This is a genomic window from Streptomyces sp. NPDC041122 (genome assembly GCF_055592445.1).
In genome coordinates, this window is sequence record NZ_JBVIYQ010000011.1 from 204,173 (window position 1) to 223,798 (window position 19,626).

At 71.5% G+C, this 19,626-nt stretch carries 20 protein-coding genes; 19 read left to right on the forward strand and 1 reads right to left on the reverse strand.

What is annotated here, in order from left to right:
• The first annotated feature begins 301 nt into the window (after positions 1–301).
• From ACZ6B8_RS33975 to ftsH, 5 genes are all read left to right on the forward strand, one after another.
• A complete protein-coding gene (locus ACZ6B8_RS33975; RefSeq protein WP_471609666.1) occupies positions 302–1,687 on the forward strand; it encodes an ammonium transporter in 1,386 nt (461 codons plus the stop codon).
• Positions 1,684–2,022 (forward strand): P-II family nitrogen regulator, encoded by a 339-nt coding sequence (locus ACZ6B8_RS33980; RefSeq protein ID WP_471086511.1) that lies wholly within the window; start codon positions 1,684–1,686, stop codon positions 2,020–2,022. Before ACZ6B8_RS33975 ends, ACZ6B8_RS33980 begins: the two co-directional genes overlap by 4 nt.
• A gap of 98 nt (positions 2,023–2,120) precedes the next feature.
• Positions 2,121–4,643: a [protein-PII] uridylyltransferase gene (locus ACZ6B8_RS33985; protein WP_471609667.1), complete on the forward strand. Its 2,523-nt coding sequence runs from the start codon at positions 2,121–2,123 to the stop codon at positions 4,641–4,643.
• Positions 4,644–4,855: 212 nt separating this feature from the next.
• Complete coding sequence (gene ffh, locus ACZ6B8_RS33990) at positions 4,856–6,409, forward strand: signal recognition particle protein (protein ID WP_471086517.1); 1,554 nt, start codon at positions 4,856–4,858, stop codon at positions 6,407–6,409.
• Between the two features lie 142 nt (positions 6,410–6,551).
• Positions 6,552–8,489 (forward strand): ATP-dependent zinc metalloprotease FtsH, encoded by a 1,938-nt coding sequence (ftsH, locus tag ACZ6B8_RS33995; RefSeq protein ID WP_471086519.1) that lies wholly within the window; start codon positions 6,552–6,554, stop codon positions 8,487–8,489.
• Positions 8,490–8,529: 40 nt separating this feature from the next.
• On the opposite strand, the gene ACZ6B8_RS34000 is transcribed toward ftsH, so the two are convergent.
• Positions 8,530–9,390: a class I SAM-dependent methyltransferase gene (locus ACZ6B8_RS34000; protein WP_471609668.1), complete on the reverse strand. Its 861-nt coding sequence runs from the start codon at positions 9,388–9,390 to the stop codon at positions 8,530–8,532.
• A gap of 229 nt (positions 9,391–9,619) precedes the next feature.
• Here ACZ6B8_RS34000 and proS point away from each other — a divergent pair, with 229 nt between their 5' ends.
• From proS to ACZ6B8_RS34070, 14 genes are all read left to right on the forward strand, one after another.
• Positions 9,620–11,038: a proline--tRNA ligase gene (proS, locus tag ACZ6B8_RS34005; RefSeq protein ID WP_471609669.1), complete on the forward strand. Its 1,419-nt coding sequence runs from the start codon at positions 9,620–9,622 to the stop codon at positions 11,036–11,038.
• 258 nt (positions 11,039–11,296) lie between these two features.
• Positions 11,297–11,893, forward strand: coding sequence for a hypothetical protein (locus ACZ6B8_RS34010; RefSeq protein ID WP_471086525.1), 597 nt, complete (start codon positions 11,297–11,299; stop codon positions 11,891–11,893).
• A 190-nt stretch (positions 11,894–12,083) separates the two neighbouring features.
• The gene (gene rpsP, locus ACZ6B8_RS34015; RefSeq protein WP_471086527.1) at positions 12,084–12,521 is read left to right on the forward strand and encodes a 30S ribosomal protein S16; all 438 of its coding nucleotides are present in this window, start codon (positions 12,084–12,086) and stop codon (positions 12,519–12,521) included.
• A 2-nt stretch (positions 12,522–12,523) separates the two neighbouring features.
• Positions 12,524–12,763 carry an RNA-binding protein gene (locus ACZ6B8_RS34020; protein ID WP_014176063.1) on the forward strand — a complete coding sequence of 80 codons (240 nt, stop codon included), beginning with the start codon at positions 12,524–12,526 and terminating at the stop codon, positions 12,761–12,763.
• A gap of 79 nt (positions 12,764–12,842) precedes the next feature.
• Positions 12,843–13,385, forward strand: a complete 543-nt coding sequence (rimM, locus tag ACZ6B8_RS34025) for a ribosome maturation factor RimM (protein ID WP_471086530.1) — start codon at positions 12,843–12,845, stop codon at positions 13,383–13,385.
• Positions 13,385–14,206: a tRNA (guanosine(37)-N1)-methyltransferase TrmD gene (gene trmD / locus ACZ6B8_RS34030; RefSeq protein ID WP_471086533.1), complete on the forward strand. Its 822-nt coding sequence runs from the start codon at positions 13,385–13,387 to the stop codon at positions 14,204–14,206. Before rimM ends, trmD begins: the two co-directional genes overlap by 1 nt.
• Positions 14,207–14,337: 131 nt before the next feature.
• Positions 14,338–14,688, forward strand: coding sequence for a 50S ribosomal protein L19 (gene rplS, locus ACZ6B8_RS34035; RefSeq protein ID WP_355811736.1), 351 nt, complete (start codon positions 14,338–14,340; stop codon positions 14,686–14,688).
• A gap of 45 nt (positions 14,689–14,733) precedes the next feature.
• Entirely contained in the window at positions 14,734–15,456 is a 723-nt protein-coding gene (gene lepB / locus ACZ6B8_RS34040) for a signal peptidase I (RefSeq protein ID WP_471086537.1), read from the forward strand.
• On the forward strand, positions 15,449–16,534 hold the full coding sequence (gene lepB / locus ACZ6B8_RS34045; RefSeq protein WP_471609670.1) for a signal peptidase I: 1,086 nt from the start codon (positions 15,449–15,451) through the stop codon (positions 16,532–16,534). The genes lepB (ACZ6B8_RS34040) and lepB (ACZ6B8_RS34045) overlap by 8 nt, the downstream gene beginning before the upstream one ends.
• Positions 16,419–17,381 carry a signal peptidase I gene (gene lepB / locus ACZ6B8_RS34050; protein ID WP_471086543.1) on the forward strand — a complete coding sequence of 321 codons (963 nt, stop codon included), beginning with the start codon at positions 16,419–16,421 and terminating at the stop codon, positions 17,379–17,381. Before lepB (ACZ6B8_RS34045) ends, lepB (ACZ6B8_RS34050) begins: the two co-directional genes overlap by 116 nt.
• Before the next feature lie 78 nt (positions 17,382–17,459).
• Entirely contained in the window at positions 17,460–18,215 is a 756-nt protein-coding gene (gene lepB / locus ACZ6B8_RS34055; protein WP_471086546.1) for a signal peptidase I, read from the forward strand.
• Entirely contained in the window at positions 18,205–18,756 is a 552-nt protein-coding gene (locus ACZ6B8_RS34060) for an NUDIX hydrolase (protein WP_471609671.1), read from the forward strand. Before lepB (ACZ6B8_RS34055) ends, ACZ6B8_RS34060 begins: the two co-directional genes overlap by 11 nt.
• Positions 18,757–18,811: 55 nt before the next feature.
• Positions 18,812–19,120 (forward strand): DUF2469 domain-containing protein, encoded by a 309-nt coding sequence (locus tag ACZ6B8_RS34065; RefSeq protein WP_055510545.1) that lies wholly within the window; start codon positions 18,812–18,814, stop codon positions 19,118–19,120.
• A gap of 98 nt (positions 19,121–19,218) precedes the next feature.
• Positions 19,219–19,626: a YraN family protein gene (locus ACZ6B8_RS34070; RefSeq protein ID WP_471086553.1), complete on the forward strand. Its 408-nt coding sequence runs from the start codon at positions 19,219–19,221 to the stop codon at positions 19,624–19,626.

Consider the following 19,626-nt stretch of genomic DNA (forward strand, 5'->3'; position numbering starts at 1 on the left):
CATCCCGAACAGCCCGACTCGGCTCCCCCATGCCAGGTCATCCGGATGGCCGCCGCGGCCGGTTCTCGTGCGCCCCACCGGGGCGGCATCCGCACCCGCCGCGACCCGGCAGTTCATGACCGCGTAACACGCACGACCTCTTCGTCACTGCGGCGAAACACCGAGGGGCGCCCGCCGAAACGGCGCTGCGCCAATGTCTGGCCCACGACCGGCCCACAGCCCCGCGCTCCCCGAGCGGGGGCCCCTCGGCTCCGCACCCGCCTCGCCCGCACGGGCCGCATACGACGACGAGGAGACGCCGATGCCCCCAGGCATCACGATCGCCGCAGACGCCCCCGAGCTGTCTGCCGCCAACACCGGGTTCATGCTCATCTGCTCCGCCCTGGTGATGCTCATGACGCCGGGACTCGCCTTCTTCTACGGAGGCATGGTCCGCGTCAAGAGCACCCTGAACATGCTGATGATGAGCTTCATCAGCCTGGGGATCGTCACCCTTCTCTGGGTGCTCTACGGCTTCTCCGCCGCGTTCGGCACCGACCACGGCGGCCTCGTCGGCTGGGACGGCGACTACGTGGGGCTCAGCGGCCTCGGCATCAACCAGCTCTGGGACGGCTACACCATCCCCGTCTACGTCTTCGCCGTCTTCCAGCTGATGTTCGCGGTCATCACCCCGGCGCTGATCAGCGGCGCCCTCGCGGACCGCGTGAAGTTCTCGGCCTGGGCGCTGTTCATCGCCCTGTGGGCCACCGTCGTGTACTTCCCCGTCGCGCACTGGGTGTGGGGCGCGGGCGGCTGGGCCTTCGAGCTCGGCGTCATCGACTTCGCGGGCGGCACGGCCGTGCACATCAACGCCGGTGCCGCGGCGCTCGGCGTGATCCTCGTCATCGGCAAGCGCGTCGGCTTCAAGAAGGACCCGATGCGGCCGCACTCACTGCCGCTCGTGATGCTCGGCGCGGCCCTGCTGTGGTTCGGCTGGTTCGGCTTCAACGCCGGCTCGTGGCTGGGCAACGACGACGGCGTGGGCGCGCTCATGTTCGTCAACACGCAGGTCGCCACCGCCGCCGCCATGCTCGCCTGGCTCGGCTACGAAAAGCTCCGGCACGGCGCGTGCACCACGCTGGGCGCCGCCTCCGGCGCCGTCGCCGGGCTCGTCGCCATCACCCCGTCCGGCGGCTCCTGCTCGCCGCTCGGCGCCATCGCGATCGGGGCCGTCGCCGGCCTGCTGTGCGCCATGGCCGTCGGGCTCAAGTTCCGGTTCGGGTACGACGACTCGCTCGACGTCGTCGGCGTCCACCTGGTCGGCGGCGTCGTCGGATCCGTCCTCGTCGGCTTCTTCGCCACCGGCGGCGGGCAGTCGAAGGCGCAGGGCCTCTTCTACGGGGGCGGCCTCGACCAGCTGTGGAAGCAGCTCGCGGGGGTCGGCGCCGTCCTCGCGTACTCCCTGGTCGCCTCCGCGCTGCTCGCCCTCCTCATCGACAGGACGCTCGGGATGCGGGTCGCCGAGGACGACGAGGTCACCGGCATCGACCAGGTCGAACACGCCGAGACCGCCTACGACTTCGGCGGGGCGGGCGGCGGAACGGTCGGGCGTACGGCGGTGCCCGCCCCGCTCACGGACGGCGCCGGCGGCCTCGGCGGCACGGGAACCCAGGCTCAGGGCCACACGAACAAGAAGGTGGACGCATGAAGCTCATCACCGCGGTGGTCAAGCCGCACCGGCTCGACGAGATCAAGGAGGCGCTGCAGGCCTTCGGCGTCCACGGCCTGACCGTCACCGAGGCCAGCGGCTACGGACGGCAGCGCGGACACACCGAGGTCTACCGGGGGGCCGAGTACACCGTCGACCTCGTGCCGAAGATCCGTATCGAGGTCCTCGTCGGCGACGACGACGCCGAACAGCTCCTGGAGGTCGTGGTGAAGTCCGCCCGTACGGGGAAGATCGGGGACGGCAAGGTGTGGAGCGTGCCGGTCGACACGGCCGTCCGGGTGCGCACGGGGGAGCGCGGCCCCGACGCGCTGTGAGGCACGGGCGCCGGTGAGGGCGGCGCGCGGAACGAAACCGGGGGGCGGGGCGGGGCGGGACGGAACGGAACTGTGCGGGACCGAACGGGAGCTGCTGGGTGACGAGTGTGGACGCATCGACCGAGACGACACCGGAGGACTCCGGATCCGGCGGCTACGCGGCGGCCCGGCTGCGGCTCCTCCACGAGGAGTCGCGGTCCGGGCCGCCGCGCCGTGCCGCGCTCGCCGACCTCACCGACGAGTGGCTGGCCGGGCTCTTCTCGGCCGGCGCCCCCGCGGGCGCACCGCGGGGCGCCGCGCTCGTCGCGGTGGGCGGTTACGGACGGAGCGAACTGTCGCCGCGCAGCGACCTCGACCTGCTCCTGCTGCACGACGGCACGGCGGACGGCGCGGAGGTCGCGGCGCTCGCCGACCGCCTCTGGTACCCCGTCTGGGACCTCGGCATCGCCCTCGACCACTCCGTGCGGACGCCCGCGGAGGCCAGGAAGACCGCGGGCGAGGACCTCAAGGTGCACCTCGGGCTCCTCGACGCCCGCCACGTCGCCGGGGACCCGGCGCTGACCGCCGCGCTGCGCACGGACGTGTTCGCCGACTGGCGCGACCAGGCGGTGCGTCGCCTGCCCGAGCTGCGCGAACTGTGCGAGGAACGGGCCGAGCGGCAGGGCGAGTTGAGCCATCTCCTCGAACCCGACCTCAAGGAGGCCAGGGGCGGACTGCGCGACGCCACCGCGCTGCGGGCCGTCGCCGCCTCCTGGCTCGCCGACGCGCCCCGCGAGGGTCTCGCCGACGCCCGCGGGCAGCTCCTCGACGTGCGGGACGCGCTGCACCTGGCGACCGGCCGGGCCACCGACCGGCTCGCCCTCCAGGAGCAGGACCAGGTCGCCGCCGGACTGGGGCTGCTCGACGCCGACACCCTGCTGCGGCAGGTGTACGAGGCGGCGCGCGTCGTCGCGTACGCCGGTGACGTCACCTGGCGTGAGGTCGGGCGCGTGCTGCGGGCGCGGGCCGGGCGGCCGCGGCTGCGGGCCATGCTCGGCGGCCGGACCGGGGCAGGCGTACGGCGCGGGGGCGACGCCGGCGCCGAGAGGTCCCCGCTGGCCGAAGGGGTCGTCGAGCAGGAAGGCGAGGCGGTGCTCGCCCGGGCGGCCCGACCCGAGCGGGACCCCGTCCTGCCGCTGCGGGCCGCCGCGGCCGCCGCGCAGGCCGGCCTCCCGCTGTCCCTGCACGCCGTGCGCCGGCTGGCCGCCACGACGCGGCCGCTGCCCACGCCGTGGCCCGCGGAGGCGCGCGAGCAGCTCGTGACACTACTGGGCGCGGGGCGGCCGACCGTCGAGGTGTGGGAGGCGCTGGAGGCCGAGGGGCTGATCACGCGGATGCTGCCGGACTGGGAGCGGGTGCGGTGCCGTCCGCAGCGCAACGCCGTCCACACGTGGACGGTCGACCGCCACCTCGTGGAGACGGCGGTACGGGCCGCCGACCTCACCCGGCGGGTGGGGCGGCCCGACCTGCTGCTCGTGGCCGCGCTGCTGCACGACATCGGGAAGGGGTGGCCCGGGGACCACTCCGTGGCCGGGGAGGTCATCGCGCGGGACGTCGCGGCGCGGATCGGCTTCGACGCGGGCGATGTGGCGGTCGTCGCGTGTCTGGTCCGGCACCATCTCCTCCTGGTGGAGACGGCGACCCGGCGCGACCTCGACGATCCGGCGACGGTACGCGGCGTGGCCGAGGCGGTGGGCTCCGTCGGGACGCTGGAGCTGCTGCACGCGCTGACCGAGGCGGACGCGCTGGCCACCGGGCCGGCGGCCTGGTCGGCGTGGCGGGGTTCGCTGGTCGCGGATCTGGTCGAGCGGGTGGCGGGGGCGCTGAGCGGGGACGCGCCGGTGGAGCCGGAGCGGGAGGAGGCGGCGCCGACCGCGGAGCAGGAGCGGCTGGTGGTGGAGGCCTTCCGGACCAGCGGTCCCGTGGTGGGGCTGCGGGCGGAGGGCGGGGAAGCGCAGGCCGAGGGCGGCGCGGGGGCCGAGCCGCTCGGTGCGGAGCTGACGGTCGCCGTGCGGGATCAGCCGGGTGTGCTGGCGGCGGTGGCCGGGGTGCTGGCGGTGCACCGGCTGACGGTACGGGCGGCGGAGTTGCGGGAGGTGGGGGTGCCGTTGCCGTCGGGTGCGTCCGCCGGCGCGGAGTCGGTCCTGCTGCTGAGCTGGCGGGTCGCGGCGGAGTACGGGTCGCTGCCGCAGGTGACGCGGTTGCGGGCGGATCTGGCGCGGGCGCTGGACGGGGCGCTGGACATCGAGGCGCGGCTGGCGGAACGGGAGGCGGCGTACCCGCGCCGGCGCGGGACGGTGGCGCCGCCGGCGCGGGTGACGGTGGCGCGGGCGGGGTCGCGCTCGGCGACGGTGATCGAGGTGCGGGCCCGGGACGTGCCGGGGCTGCTGCACCGGATCGGGCGGGCGCTGGAGGCGGCGGGGGTGCGGGTGCGCAGTGCGCATGTGTCGACGCTGGGGGCGAACGCGGTGGACGCGTTCTATGTGACGGGGGTGGACGGGGCGCCGCTGGCGGGGGAGCGGGCCGCGGGTGTGGCGAGGGAGGTGGAGGGGGCGTTGCGGGGGCCGGCGGGGGCGTCTTAGGAGGGGGTCGCACGCCTCGGGGGACGCCCCCGCGTCGCGGGGTGGGCAGGAGGTGTCCACCGCGCACCGGCGGGGCTGTCGTGACCGTAGAGGGGAGACCGGGAAGCCCGAGGGACGGACAAGTCCGCCCACAGCCCCGGGCACCCGTGGGCGACCGATACTCTGGAAGGCGACCTGTCCCCTTTTCCCCGACCCGAGGATTCGCGACCGCCGTGTTCGATACTCTCTCCGACCGCCTCGCAGCGACATTCAAGAACCTCCGGGGCAAGGGCCGCCTGTCCGAGGCGGACATCGACGCCACGGCCCGCGAGATCCGCATCGCCCTGCTCGAGGCGGACGTCGCCCTGCCCGTCGTCCGCGCCTTCATCAAGCAGGTCAAGGAGCGCGCGGCCGGTGCCGAGGTCTCCCAGGCCCTCAACCCCGCCCAGCAGGTCATCAAGATCGTCAACGAGGAGCTCATCGGTATCCTCGGCGGTGAGACCCGACGCCTGCGGTTCGCCAAGACCGGCCCGACCGTCATCATGCTGGCGGGTCTGCAGGGTGCCGGTAAGACGACCCTCGCGGGCAAGCTCGGCCTCTGGCTGAAGGCGCAGGGCCACGCGCCGCTGCTCGTCGCCTGCGACCTCCAGCGCCCCAACGCCGTCAACCAGCTGAGCGTCGTCGCGGAGCGCGCCGGCGTCGGCGTCTACGCGCCCCAGCCGGGCAACGGCGTCGGTGACCCGGTCCAGGTGGCCAAGGACTCGATCGAGTTCGCCAAGACCAAGCAGTACGACGTGGTCATCGTCGACACCGCGGGCCGCCTCGGCATCGACCAGGAGCTGATGCGGCAGGCCGCGGACATCCGCGACGCCGTCAGCCCGGACGAGGTCCTCTTCGTCGTCGACGCCATGATCGGTCAGGACGCGGTCAACACGGCCGAGGCCTTCCGGGACGGCGTCGGCTTCGACGGCGTCGTGCTCTCCAAGCTCGACGGTGACGCCCGCGGTGGTGCCGCGCTGTCGATCGCGCAGGTCACCGGGCGCCAGATCATGTTCGCCTCGAACGGCGAGAAGCTGGACGAGTTCGACGCGTTCCACCCGGACCGCATGGCGTCCCGCATCCTCGGCATGGGCGACATGCTCACGCTGATCGAGAAGGCCGAGCAGACCTTCTCGCAGCAAGAGGCCGAGAAGATGGCCTCGAAGCTCGCCTCCAAGAAGGGGCAGGACTTCACGCTCGACGACTTCCTGGCCCAGATGGAGCAGGTCAGGAAGATGGGCAGCATCAGCAAGCTGCTCGGCATGATGCCCGGCATGGGGCAGATCAAGGATCAGATCAACAATCTGGACGAGCGGGACGTGGACCGTACCGCCGCCATCATCAAGTCGATGACGCCCGCCGAGCGTCAGGAGCCGACGATCCTCAACGGCTCGCGCCGCGCCCGTATCGCCAAGGGCTCCGGCGTCGACGTCAGCGCCGTGAAGAACCTCGTGGAGCGGTTCTTCGAGGCCCGCAAGATGATGTCCCGCATGGCCCAGGGCGGCGGCATGCCGGGTATGCCCGGGCTGCCGGGCATGGGCGGCGGCCCCGGCAAGCAGAAGAAGAAGCAGAAGCAGGCCAAGGGCAAGCGGAAGTCGGGCAACCCGATGAAGCGCAAGCAGGAGGAGCAGGAGGAGGCCGCCCGGCGCGAGCAGGCGGCTCAGGCCGGCGGCGCCTTCGGCCTCCCCGGCGGACAGCCCGGCAAGGACTTCGAGCTGCCGGACGAGTTCAAGAAGTTCATGGGCTGAGACCGGTCCGTGGGTCCCGCCGGTGCGCGGGAACCGTCGTGTCGTACGGGTGTGGGGCGTCCCTCCGGGAGGGACGCCCCGCGGCGTTCTGCCGCCGGGAGCAGCGGGTGCCCCTGCCGTACTTCTGACGTAACGTCCGGATATGAGCAACCCCGTGCCGCCGCGCCGGACGCCCGACCGGCCGTGGCGATCCGAGGGCGCGCCGCCGCCCGCCCCCACTCCGCCGCCGAGGAAGAAGATGCCGGGCGGCTGGGGAAGCCTCATCCTGACGGCGCTGATCGTCTACCTCATCGCCAACCTCGTCCTGTCCTTCTTCAACGACGGGGACGAGCCGACGATCTCGTACACGGAGTTCAGCAAGCAGGTCGACGCCGGCAACGTCACCAAGATCTACTCCAAGGGCGACGCGATCCAGGGGCAGCTCAAGAAGGAGCAGCCCAAGCCGGACGGCGACTCGGGGAAGTACACCAAGTTCACCACCCAGCGGCCCGCCTTCGCCGACGACAAGCTCTGGGACGACCTGACCGAGCACAAGGTCACGGTCACCGCCGAACCCGTGGTGCAGGAGCGCAGCTTCCTCTCCAACCTGCTCATCTCACTCGCCCCGATGCTGCTGCTCGTGGTGCTGTGGATCTTCATCGCCCGGCGGATGCGCGCCGGAATGGGCGGCGCCGGCGGCATGCTCGGGCGCAAGACGCCGCCCAAGCCGGTCGAACTGGAACCGGGTGGCCGGCGGACCACCTTCGAGGACGTGGCGGGCATCGACGAGGTCGAGGGTGAGCTCAACGACGTCGTCGACTTCCTGAAGAACCCCGACGCCTATCGCAGGATGGGCGCCAAGATGCCTCGCGGCGTGCTGCTCGCGGGCCCGCCCGGCACCGGCAAGACGCTGCTCGCGCGCGCCGTCGCGGGCGAGGCCGGCGTGCCCTTCTTCTCGGCCTCCGCCTCGGAGTTCATCGAAATGATCGTGGGCGTGGGCGCCTCGCGCGTACGGGAACTCTTCGCCGAGGCCCGCAAGGTCGCGCCGTCGATCGTCTTCATCGACGAGATCGACACCATCGGGCGCGCCCGCGGCGGCGGCAGCGGCATGGGCGGCCACGACGAGCGCGAGCAGACGCTGAACCAGATCCTCACCGAGATGGACGGCTTCTCCGGCGTGGAAGGCGTCATCGTGCTCGCCGCCACCAACCGCGCCGACGTCCTCGACCCCGCCCTCACCCGGCCCGGCCGCTTCGACCGCGTCGTCAACGTCTCGCCGCCCGACCGCGGCGGCCGCGAGGCCATCCTCAAGATCCACACGCGGTCCATCCCCCTGGCCGACGACGTCGACCTCGCCCAGGTCGCCCGTACGACACCGGGCATGACCGGCGCGGAACTCGCCAACCTCGCCAACGAGGCCGCCCTCGTGGCCGTCAAGCGCAAGCAGCACGCCGTCACCCAGTCCGACCTCTCCGAGGCCATGGAGAAGGTGCAGCTCGGCGCCGAGCGGCCGCTCGTGATGCCGCAGGACGAGCGCAGGCGCACCGCGTACCACGAGAGCGGCCACGCCCTGCTCGGCATGTTGCAGCCCGGCGCCGACCCGGTCCGCAAGATCACCATCGTCCCGCGCGGGCGCGCGCTCGGCGTCACGCTCTCCACCCCGGACTCCGACAAGTACGCCTACACCGAGGAGTACCTCCGCGGTCGCATCATCGGCGCCCTAGGGGGCATGGCCGCCGAACACGTCGTCTACGGAGTCATCACCACCGGCGCCGAGAACGACCTGGAGCAGGTCACCAACATCGCCCGCGGCATGGTCGGCCGCTGGGGGATGAGCGAGCTCGTCGGCCGCCTCTCCGCCCTGCCGAGCGACGCCCAGCAGGCGTACGGGCTCGCGGCCGCCCCCGGCACCCTCGACACCATCGACGGCGAGATGCGGCGGATCGTCGACGAGTGCTACGAGAGCGCCTGCCGGCAACTGCGCGAACACCGGGACCAACTGGACGCGCTGGCGGCGGCCTTGCTGGAGAACGAGACCCTGGAGGAGGCGCAGGCGTACCGGGTGGCGGGCATCACGCGGATGGCCAAGCAGGACGGCTGACGCCCGGACGGGGCTGGGCCCGACGGCCTTGGGCGGGGTTCTAAAGGACGCGGGCGATCAGGTAGCGGAAGATGTTCGGCATCCAGACGGTCCCGTCCCCGCGCCGATGCGGATGGAGCGCCTCCGTCAGCTCCTTGTCGACCTGCGCCTGGTCCGTCGCGCGTATCGCCGCGTCGAACAGCCCCGTCGACAGCAGCCCGCGCGCCGCGCTCGCCACGTCCGCGTACCCGAAGGGACAGGCCACCCGGCCCGAACCGTCCGGCCTGAGCCCGGCCCGGTGGGCCACCTCCTCCAGGTCGTCCCGGAGCGCGGGACGCCAGCTGCCGGTGCTCCGCAGGGGGTCGGCGAGCTTCGTCGCCACCCGCAGCACGGAGGACGTCGCACAGCGCTCCGGCGGCCCCCAGCCGACGAGCACCACCGGGCTGCCGTGCCCGGCGAGCGGCGCCGCCGCCTCCAGGAGGTCGGACAGCCCTTCGGAGTCACCGGCCGTGCACCCGATCGGCTGGAAGGCGGTGACGAGGTTGTACGTGGGCAGCTCCGAGTCCGCCGCGTTCGCGGGACCTCCTTCGACCAGGCGGGCGTCGGCGCGCGCGCGTGCGTCCTCCGCGGTGTCCGACAGCAGGCGTTCGCGCGCGAGAGCGAGCCGTTCGGGCTGCGCCGGGTCGACGCCGGTGACCCCGGCCCCGCGCGAGGCCGCCATCAGCAGGGCGAGTCCGGAGCCGCAGCCGAGGCTGAGCAGCCGGGACCCTGTGCCTACTTCGAGCCGTTCGTACACCGCTTCATAGAGCGGGACCAGCATCCGTTCCTGGATCTCCGCCCAGTCACGCGCGCGTGCACACCGGTCCACACGGGGCGCTGTGCCCGCGTGGGGGAGGTGCGTCTGCACGAGTGTTGGTGTCATCGAAAGCGCCCCAATCCAACGAGAGTTAAGTGCCGTGCCGGAATCCAACGGTTCATCCGCCCCCGTGCAGTGCGCTCGCACTCCCCCCGTATGCCAGAGAACTCCGCATCCGTCGTGGAGTCCAGGGGTTGTGTGGGGTTGTGTGCCAATGCTTGCGTGCCACCGTCGTGCGCCCCTGTGGAGGAAAAGGGTTCCCCCTCCCGCGAGGCCCGCCCCTACCATGCGCGCCATGCCCAAGACACCCGTGCTCACGCCCCGGGCGGACGATTTTCCGCGCTGGTACCAGGACCTGATCCACAAGGCCGAGCTGGCCGACAACGGGCCGGTGCGCGGCACCATGGTGATCCGACCGTATGGGTACGGCCTGTGGGAGCGGATGCAGCAGGACATGGACGCCCGCATCAAGGCGACGGGTACCCAGAACGCGTACTTCCCCCTCCTCATCCCGCAGTCGTACCTGACGAAGGAGGCGGAGCACGTCGAGGGCTTCGCCCCGGAGCTCGCCGTCGTCACCCACGGCGGCGGCAAGGAGCTGGAGGAACCGGTCGTCATCCGTCCCACCTCGGAGACGATCGTCAACGAGTACTTCTCCAAGTGGGTGCAGAGCTACCGCGACCTGCCGCTGCTGATCAACCAGTGGGCCAACGTGGTCCGCTGGGAGATGCGCCCGCGCCTGTTCCTGCGCACGTCGGAGTTCCTGTGGCAGGAGGGCCACACCGCCCACGCGACGTACGAGGAGGCCCGCGACTTCGCCGCCCGCATCCACCGCGACGTCTACGGCGACTTCATGCGCGACGTCCTCGCCATGGACTTCGTACTGGGCCGCAAGACCGCCAAGGAGCGCTTCGCCGGCGCCGTCAACACCCTCACCCTCGAAGGCATGATGGGCGACGGCAAGGCCCTCCAGCTCGGCACCAGCCACGAGCTCGGGCAGAACTTCGCCCGCGCCTTCGATATCCGGTACCTCTCCAGGGAGGGCAGCCAGGAGCTGGTCTGGCAGACCTCCTGGGGCAGTACGACGCGGATGGTCGGCGCCCTGGTGATGATGCACGGCGACGACAGCGGCCTGCGCGTGCCGCCCCGGCTCGCGCCCGTCCAGGTGGTCGTCATCGCGGTGAAGGGCGACGACGCGGTGCTCGCCGAGGTCCACGAGATCGGCCGGAGGCTGACGGCCGCGGGCGTCCGCGTCCAGGTCGACGACCGCGTCGACGTCCCCTTCGGGCGGCGGGTCGTGGACTGGGAGCTCAAGGGCGTTCCCGTACGCGTCGAGGTCGGCCCGCGCGACCTGGAGCACGGCACCGCCGTGCTGGCCCGCCGCATCCCCGGCCAGGACAAGCAGCCGGTCGCCCTGGACGCCCTCGCCGGCCTGCTGCCCACCTTCCTCGAGGAGGACCAGGCGCTGCTCCTGAGCCAGGCCAGGGCCCGCCGCGAGTCCCGTACGGCGGACGTCGGCACCGTCGAGGAGGCGGTGGAGGCCACCGCCGCCGGCGGCTGGGCGCGGCTGCCGTGGGCCGCGCTGGGTGAGGAAGGCGAGGCCAGGCTGGCCGAGCACGCCGTCACCGTACGGTGTCTGGTCGCCGCGGACGGGGCGGTGCCGGAGGCCGACGACGCCCCGGGTAACGTCGCTCTCGTGGCCCGCTCCTACTGAGGGACGCGGCGCCGCGTCCGGCGCACACCCCCGGACCGTCCGCCCGTCCGCGCACCATGCGCCCCGGCGTGAGGACATGACCTACGCGCTGGGGCGTACGCGCCACTACGTACCGGCTTGGTGTGAGCTGTGAGGCTTCTCCGCAGATCAGCGCACCCGCCCTCGTCTTGACGCATCAACGGCAACTGACGGGTACGTGCAAATTATTTGGGATGCCCCGGAATGGAACCCCGAGGGCACTCGGCTCGTTGTCACGACGTGAGCACGACACCACCTGTTCTCGCCGCAGAGCTGGCACAGGCGTGGGCCGACATTCAGCGGCACCACCCCGAGCTGCCCGACCTTGCCGCGCCCGAATCCCTGATCGGAGAGTCGTCGTCCGCCTGTGGCGCCGAGCTCTCCTTCGAGCGACTGCTGCACGAAGCAGTCCATGGCATCGCCGCCTCGCGCGGCGTACGCGACACCTCACGTGCCGGCCGATACCACAACCGCAGATTCCTCTCGATCGCCGAGGAGCTGGGCCTGGACCACCCCGAGGAACCGCATCCCAGCAGCGGCTTCTCGCTGGTCACGCTCAACCCCGAGGCCAAGAAGCGCTACCGCCCGACGATCGAACGCCTCCAGCGCGCGCTGAAGGCACACACCGCGGCGACGACGGCGGACACCGCGCGCAGCTTCCGTGGGCCGGCCGCACGGCACGGCTCCTCCGGGGGCGGCGTGCGCGTGAAGGCGGTCTGCGACTGCGGGCGCAACGTCCGCGTGGTCCCGTCGGTGCTCGCGCAGGCGCCGATCATGTGCGGCGGCTGCGGCAAGCCGTTCCGCATCCCCGACGTGGTCGGTGTGGGCGTGGGCTGAGCAGGCTCGGGGCGTCCGGACCGGGTTCGGGCGCCCCGCCGACGTATGGCACAATGGCTAGCTGTACTCGACAGTCGCACAGGACCCCTCTCTCCTCCGGCTGACGCGTCCATCGGGCACTCGAGTACCGCAACCCCACGCGGCATCACTGTTGTGCCCACCCACGTCAAGACCAGGAGACACCACTCCCGTGGCAGTCAAGATCAAGCTGAAGCGTCTGGGCAAGATCCGTTCGCCTCACTACCGCATCGTCGTCGCCGACTCCCGTACCCGCCGTGACGGCCGGGCCATCGAGGAGATCGGCCTGTACCACCCGGTGCAGAACCCCTCGCGCATCGAGGTCAACTCGGAGCGTGCCCAGTACTGGCTGTCCGTCGGCGCCCAGCCGACCGAGCCGGTCATGGCCATCCTGAAGCTCACCGGTGACTGGCAGAAGCACAAGGGCCTGCCCGCCCCGGCGCCGCTGAAGGTCGCCGAGCCCAAGGACAAGCGCGCCGCGTTCGAGGCCTTCACCAAGGGTCTCGAGGGCGACGACGCCAAGGGCGAAGCCATCACCCAGAAGGCCAAGAAGTCGGACAAGAAGGCGGACGAGGCCGAAGCCGCGTCCACCGAGTCCGCCGAGGCCTGAGCATGCTCGAGGAGGCTCTCGAGCACCTCGTGAAGGGCATCGTCGACAACCCCGACGACGTGCAGGTGGCCTCGCGCAACCTGCGCCGCGGGCGCGTACTCGAGGTCCGGGTCCACCCCGACGACCTCGGCAAGGTGATCGGTCGCAACGGCCGCACCGCGCGCGCCCTGCGTACGGTCGTGGGCGCCATCGGTGGCCGCGGCGTCCGCGTCGACCTCGTCGACGTGGACCAGGTTCGCTGAACCACAGCAGCACCGGCTCGGGCCGGGGAGGGCTCCAGGGCCTTCCCCGGCCCGTAGTCGTTGGATGAGGAGAAACGCAGTGCAGTTGGTAGTCGCCCGTATCGGCCGTGCCCACGGCATCAAGGGCGAGGTCACCGTCGAGGTCCGCACCGACGAGCCGGAGCTGCGGCTCGGCCCGGGCGCCGTCCTCGCCACCGACCCCGCCGCCACCGGCCCGCTGACCATCGAGACCGGCCGGGTGCACAGCGGCCGCCTCCTGCTGCGCTTCGAGGGCGTGCGTGACCGCACCGGCGCCGAGGCGCTCCGCAACACCCTGCTGATCGCCGAGGTGGACCCCGAAGAACTCCCCGAGGAAGAGGACGAGTTCTACGACCACCAGCTCATGGACCTCGACGTGGTCACCACGGACGGCACCGAGGTCGGCCGCATCACCGAGATCTCGCACCTGCCCTCCCAGGACCTCTTCATCGTGGAGCGGCCCGACGGCAGCGAGGTGATGGTCCCCTTCGTCGCGGAGATCGTCGTCGAGGTCGACCTGGAGGAGCAGAAGGCCGTCATCGACCCGCCGCCCGGGCTCATCGACGACCGCGCCGAGGTCGCCTCCACGCGGGACGAGGCGTAATGCGGCTGGACGTCGTCACGATCTTCCCGGAGTACCTGGAACCGCTGAACGTCTCCCTCGTGGGCAAGGCACGCGCGCGCGGACAGCTCGACGTCCGGGTGCACGACCTCAGGGAGTGGACGTACGACCGGCACAACACGGTCGACGACACCCCCTACGGCGGCGGCCCCGGCATGGTCATGAAGACCGACCCCTGGGGCGCGGCCCTCGACGACGTGCTCGCCGAGGGGTACGAGGCGGGGGCCCACGGGCCCGTACTGGTCGTCCCCACGCCCAGCGGCCGCCCCTTCACCCAGGAACTGGCCGTGGAGCTCTCCGAGCGCCCCTGGCTGGTCTTCACGCCCGCGCGCTACGAGGGCATCGACCGCCGCGTCACCGACGAGTACGCGACCCGCATGCCCGTCTACGAGGTCTCCATCGGCGACTACGTCCTCGCGGGCGGGGAAGCCGCCGTCCTCGTCGTCACGGAGGCCGTGGCCCGGCTGCTGCCCGGCGTGCTGGGCAACGCCGAGTCCCACCAGGACGACTCCTTCGCCCCCGGCGCCATGGCCAACCTCCTGGAGGGGCCGGTCTACACCAAGCCTCCCGAGTGGCGCGGGCACGGCATCCCCGACGTCCTGCTCAGCGGCCACCACGGCAAGATCGCGCGCTGGCGGCGGGACGAGGCGCTGCGCCGCACCGTCCGCAACAGGCCCGACCTCATCGAGCGGTGCGACCCCGGGGCCTTCGACAAGAAGGATCGCGAGATGCTCTCGATCCTGGGGTGGCGGCCGGGTCCGGACGGCCGATTTGGGCGAGACCCCGAGGCCATGGAAGAATAGGCCGCTGCTGTACGTCCAGCGTGCGCCCCTGCCACAGGGGGAATGACGCCCGCCCGACGCGATCAGCTACCGAATCCTCATCTCCCCGTACCGCTGATGACCTGTGGCATCAGTGAAGAAAGCAGACGATCATGGCTAACCTGCTCGACTCCGTCGACAGCGCGTCGCTGCGCAGCGACGTCCCCGCGTTCCGCCCGGGTGACACCGTCAACGTCCACGTCCGCGTCATCGAGGGCAACCGCTCCCGTGTGCAGCAGTTCAAGGGCGTAGTCATCCGCCGCCAGGGTGCCGGCGTGCGCGAGACCTTCACGGTCCGCAAGGTCTCCTTCTCCGTCGGCGTGGAGCGCACCTTCCCGGTGCACACCCCGATCGTCGAGAAGATCGAGCTCGTCACCCGCGGTGACGTGCGTCGCGCGAAGCTGTACTACCTCCGTGAGCTGCGCGGCAAGGCCGCGAAGATCAAGGAGAAGCGCGAGCGCTGAGCTCCCGCACGGGTCCACAGCGGAGCCGGATAACATCTGGCCCCGATGGACACCGAAGCACAGCACACGGAGCGCGACCGCTCCTCCCCACCCTCCGGCTCCGGAGACGTCCCGCACGTCGCCGAGGCAGCCGAGGAGCCGGAGGAACGGTCGCGCTCCGTTCTTGCGTGGCTGACCGACCGGCTGCCGGGCGGCGGACTCACCCTGACGTTCCTGCTGTGCGTGGGCATCCTGCTCCTCGTCGGCACCTTCGTGATGCAGCCCTTCCAGATTCCGAGCGGCTCGATGGAGCCCGCCTTCCGCTCCGGGGACCGGGTGCTCGTCAACAAGTTGGCGTACCGTTTCGGTTCCGAGCCGCAGCGGGGTGACGCGGTCGTCTTCGACGGGAACGGCTACTTCGGGGACGCCGACTACATCAAGCGGGTCGTGGGCACAGGGGGAGACCGGGTGGTCTGCTGCGACGATCGGGGGAGGATCAAGGTGAACGGCGAGCCCGTCGACGAGCCGTACCTCTACCCCGGCAACGCGCCCTCCCAGGTGCCCTTCGACGTCGTCGTCCCCGAGGACAGTCTCTTCCTCCTCGGCGACCACCGCAGCGACTCCCGGGACTCCCGGGACCACCTCGGCGAGCCGGGCGGCGGCATGATCCCGGTCGACGAGGTCATCGGCAGGGCCGACTGGATCGCCTGGCCGATCGGCCACTGGACCTCCCTGGAGCGGCCCGACAGCTACGCGCGCGTGCCGGACCCGGGCGGCGCGCATGGGTAACCGCGGACGGACACGCGCCTCCGGCCACCGGGCGGACACCCGGCTGCCCACCGGATCGAGGCCCACCGACGGACCCGTCCTGCCCGGCCGTGCCGACCGGCGCAAGCTCGCGCGGAAGGTCAAGCGGCGCAGACGACGCTCGGCGATCAAGGAAGTGCCGCTGCTCATAGGCGTGGCGCTGCTGATAGCCCTGGTCCTCAAGACCTTCCTGGTGCAGGCCTTCGTGATCCCGTCGGGCTCCATGGAGCAGACGATCCGCATCGGCGACCGGGTCCTGGTCGACAAGCTCACCCCGTGGTTCGGCTCGAAGCCGGAGCGCGGCGACGTCGTCGTCTTCAAGGACCCCGGCAACTGGCTCGAAGAGGAACAGGGCAAGAAGAAGGACGACCCGGTGGTCGTCAAGCAGCTCAAGGAGGGCCTGACCCAGATCGGTCTGCTGCCGTCCGACAGCGAACGGGACCTGATCAAGCGCGTGGTCGGCGTCGGTGGTGACACCGTCAAGTGTTGCGACAAGAACGGCAAGGTCACCGTCAACGGCGTCCCCTTGGACGAGCCGTACATCCACCCCGGGGACAAGCCGTCGGCCTTCGCGTTCGAGGTGAAGGTCCCCGAAGGCCGCCTCTTCATGCTGGGCGACCACCGCAGCGACTCGGCCGACTCCCGTTTCCACCGCACCGAGAAGTTCCACGGCACCGTCTCCGAGGACCAGGTGGTCGGGCGCGCGATGGTCATCGCCTGGCCCTTCGGCCACTGGCGCAAACTGGAGGAGCCGGAGACGTACGCGTCGGTACCCGACGCGCGTACGGCGTCGGACACCGTCACAGGTGCGTCGCATAGGGTGGCCCCCGGCGATCGATATGGATTGATCCGGCTCCCGACCCCTGCGGAACTCCCGCTCGTTATGGGAGTGGTGGGCCTGCATCGCATCTGGGGCAGGCAGCGGCACGGACTGAGGAGTGGATGTGGGGGATTTGGCGGTCGGCGCACGATCCGGACACGAGGGGCCCGAGGAGCGGCCGGAGCGATCCGACGAGCCGGGCGTCGCGGCCGCAGAGGGCGGTGCCACCCCCGGGAATGACGCCGCGGCCGGCGACGGCGCGGCGGACGAGCGGGACGGCAAGCGGCAGAAGAAGCCCCGCTCCTTCTGGAAGGAGCTTCCGCTCCTCATCGGTATCGCCCTGGTCCTGGCACTGGTCATCAAGACCTTCCTGGTCCAGGCGTTCTCGATCCCGTCGGACTCGATGCAGAACACGCTGCAGCAGGGCGACCGCGTCCTGGTCGACAAGCTGACGCCGTGGTTCGGCTCCGAGCCCGAGCGCGGCGAGGTCGTCGTCTTCAAGGACCCCGGCCACTGGCTGGACGGCGAGCCCACGCCGGATCCGAACGCGGTCCAGCGGGTCCTCGGCTGGGTCGGCCTGATGCCGTCCGCCGACGAGAAGGACCTCATCAAGCGCGTCATCGCCGTCGGCGGCGACACCGTGGAGTGCAAGGGCACCGGCCCGGTGAAGGTCAACGGCAAGGCGCTGAACGAGCCGTACGTCTTCGCGGGCAACACCCCCTGCAGCGTCGACGACCAGGGCGGCCAGTTCAAGGTGACGGTACCCAAGGGCAAAATCTGGGTCATGGGTGACCACCGGCAGAACTCCCTGGACTCCCGCTACCACCAGAACCAGCCCGGCGGCGGCGCCGTCCCGGTGGACAACGTCGTGGGCCGCGCCATCGTGATCGCCTGGCCGCCCACCCGCTGGGCGACCCTGCCCAAGCCGGACACCTTCGACCAGCCCGGCATCAACGCGCTCTCCAGCGCGGCGCCGGCCGCGCTCGGACTGGCCGGGGCCGTCCCGCTGGTGCTGTGGCGCAGGCGTCGGCTCACGGTGGCGGCCGCGCGCGACGCGAGGGTTTCTGACGGCAGTACCGCCGGGTAGGGTGCCGTCCCAGATCGCCGATCTTCCGCCGTCCGTACCGACGCGGCGGGGTCGTCTCCACAACGGGGGAGCACTGGGATGAGCAGGACACGTCGTACGGAAGAGGGCCACGGACGGCTCGGCAGCGTGCTGTCGGGTGTCGCCGTGGCCCTCGGCTGTGTGCTCTTCCTCGGAGGTTTCGCCTGGGGCGCCGTCCAGTACCAGCCGTACACCGTCCCCACGGGCTCCATGACGCCGACGATCGGCTCGGGTGACCGGGTGCTCGCGCAGCGGATAGACGGTGACGACGTGCGCCGCGGTGACGTCGTCGTCTTCAAGCAGAAGACCTGGGGCGACCTGCCGATGGTCAAGCGCGTCGTCGGCATAGGCGGCGACAAGGTGGCCTGCTGCAAGGACGGCAAGCTGACCGTCAACGGCAAGGAGATCGCAGAACCGTATCTCCCCGAGGGCCAGGGTGCCGCCGCCACCGGAATCCCCACCACCACGGTCCCCGAGGGCCACCTGTTCCTGCTCGGCGACGAGCGCAGCGGGTCCCTGGACTCCAGCGTGCACCTGGAGGACTCCCAGCACGGCTCGGTGCCGCGCAGCGCGGTGCGGGCGCGGGTCGACGCGGTGGCCTGGCCGATGGACGAGTTCGGCATGCTGGAGCGCCCCAAGGGCTTCGCGGACATGCCGGGGGGTCTCTCCGAGCCCGGCCCGCTGACCCTGGTGGTGAGCGCGATCGTGGCGGGCATGGTGCTGGTCCTGGGCGGTGCGGCGTACGGACCGGTGGCCAAGGTCCTGGGCCGCCGGCGCGGCAAGGACCGCACGCGGGAGACCGCCGGTGCCGTCTGAGGACGCGGCGGCCGGGAGGACCGCGCTCCCCGGGGAGGCCGGGGCATCCCTGGCGGGGCGGCCGCTGCGCCGGGTCGCGCGGGTGGTCCTGCTCGATCCGGACGACCGCGTCCTGTTGCTGCACGGCCACGAGCCCGGGGACGTGACGGACGACTGGTGGTTCACGCCCGGCGGCGGTCTGGAGGGCGCCGAGACGCGGGAGCAGGCGGCCCTGCGCGAGCTGCGGGAGGAGACGGGGATCACCGAGGTCGAACTCGGCCCCGTCCTGTGGCGGCGGGTCTGCTCGTTCCCCTTCGCGGGGCGGCGGTGGGACCAGGACGAGTGGTACTACCGGGCGCGCACGGCACAGACGGAGACCGTCGCCGAGGGCCTCACGGAGCTGGAAAGGCGCAGTGTCGCCGGAGCTCGTTGGTGGACGTGCCGAGAACTGACCGAGGCTCATGAGACGGTGTACCCGACCAGGCTCGCCGAGCTGCTTCGCAGACTGCTCGACGAGGGGCCCCCGGATCGGCCCGAGATCCTCGGCACGGAAATCGTGTAGGGGTTCGCGGGACTGACGCACAATAGGGGGACGCACGGCTGAAGGGGAACATGCCATGAGCGCCGAGGACCTCGAGAAGTACGAGACCGAGATGGAGCTGAAGCTCTACCGGGAGTACCGCGATGTCGTCGGTCTGTTCAAATACGTGATCGAGACCGAGCGGCGTTTCTACCTCACCAACGACTACGAGATGCAGGTGCACTCGGTCCAGGGCGAGGTCTTCTTCGAGGTGTCCATGGCGGACGCCTGGGTGTGGGACATGTACCGGCCCGCTCGGTTCGTCAAGCAGGTGCGAGTGCTCACGTTCAAGGACGTGAACATCGAGGAGCTCAACAAGAGCGATCTCGAGCTGCCGAGCAGCTAGCCGGCCGACGGGGCGCGGGGGATTTCACTCGCGGGGGTGGCGGAGTTTTCCACAACCGGTGAGTTGTGCACCAAGATCCAATAGGGATCGGCCGGTGCGTGACGGTGGGTGCCGGAGGTGGTGCCGACATGAACGCACGGGGAGCGATCGGCAGGTACGGCGAGGATCTGGCCGCGAGGCGGCTGGTCGAGTCGGGGATGACGGTTCTGGAGCGCAATTGGCGCGCGGGCAGAACCGGTGAGATCGACATCGTGGCCATGGACGGCGAGGCCCTGGTCGTCTGCGAGGTCAAGACGCGCAGGGCGGCCGGGCCGGGCGCCGTGCCGTTCGAGCATCCGATGGCGGCCGTGGGCCGGATCAAGGCCGAGCGGCTGCGCAGGCTCGCCGAGCGGTGGATCGAGGAGCGCGGCGGCCCACCGCCCGGCGGCGTCCGCATCGACTTGGTCGGCGTCCTGATCCCGCGGCGCGGGGTCCCCGTGGTCGAGCACGCGCGGGGGGTGGCCTGA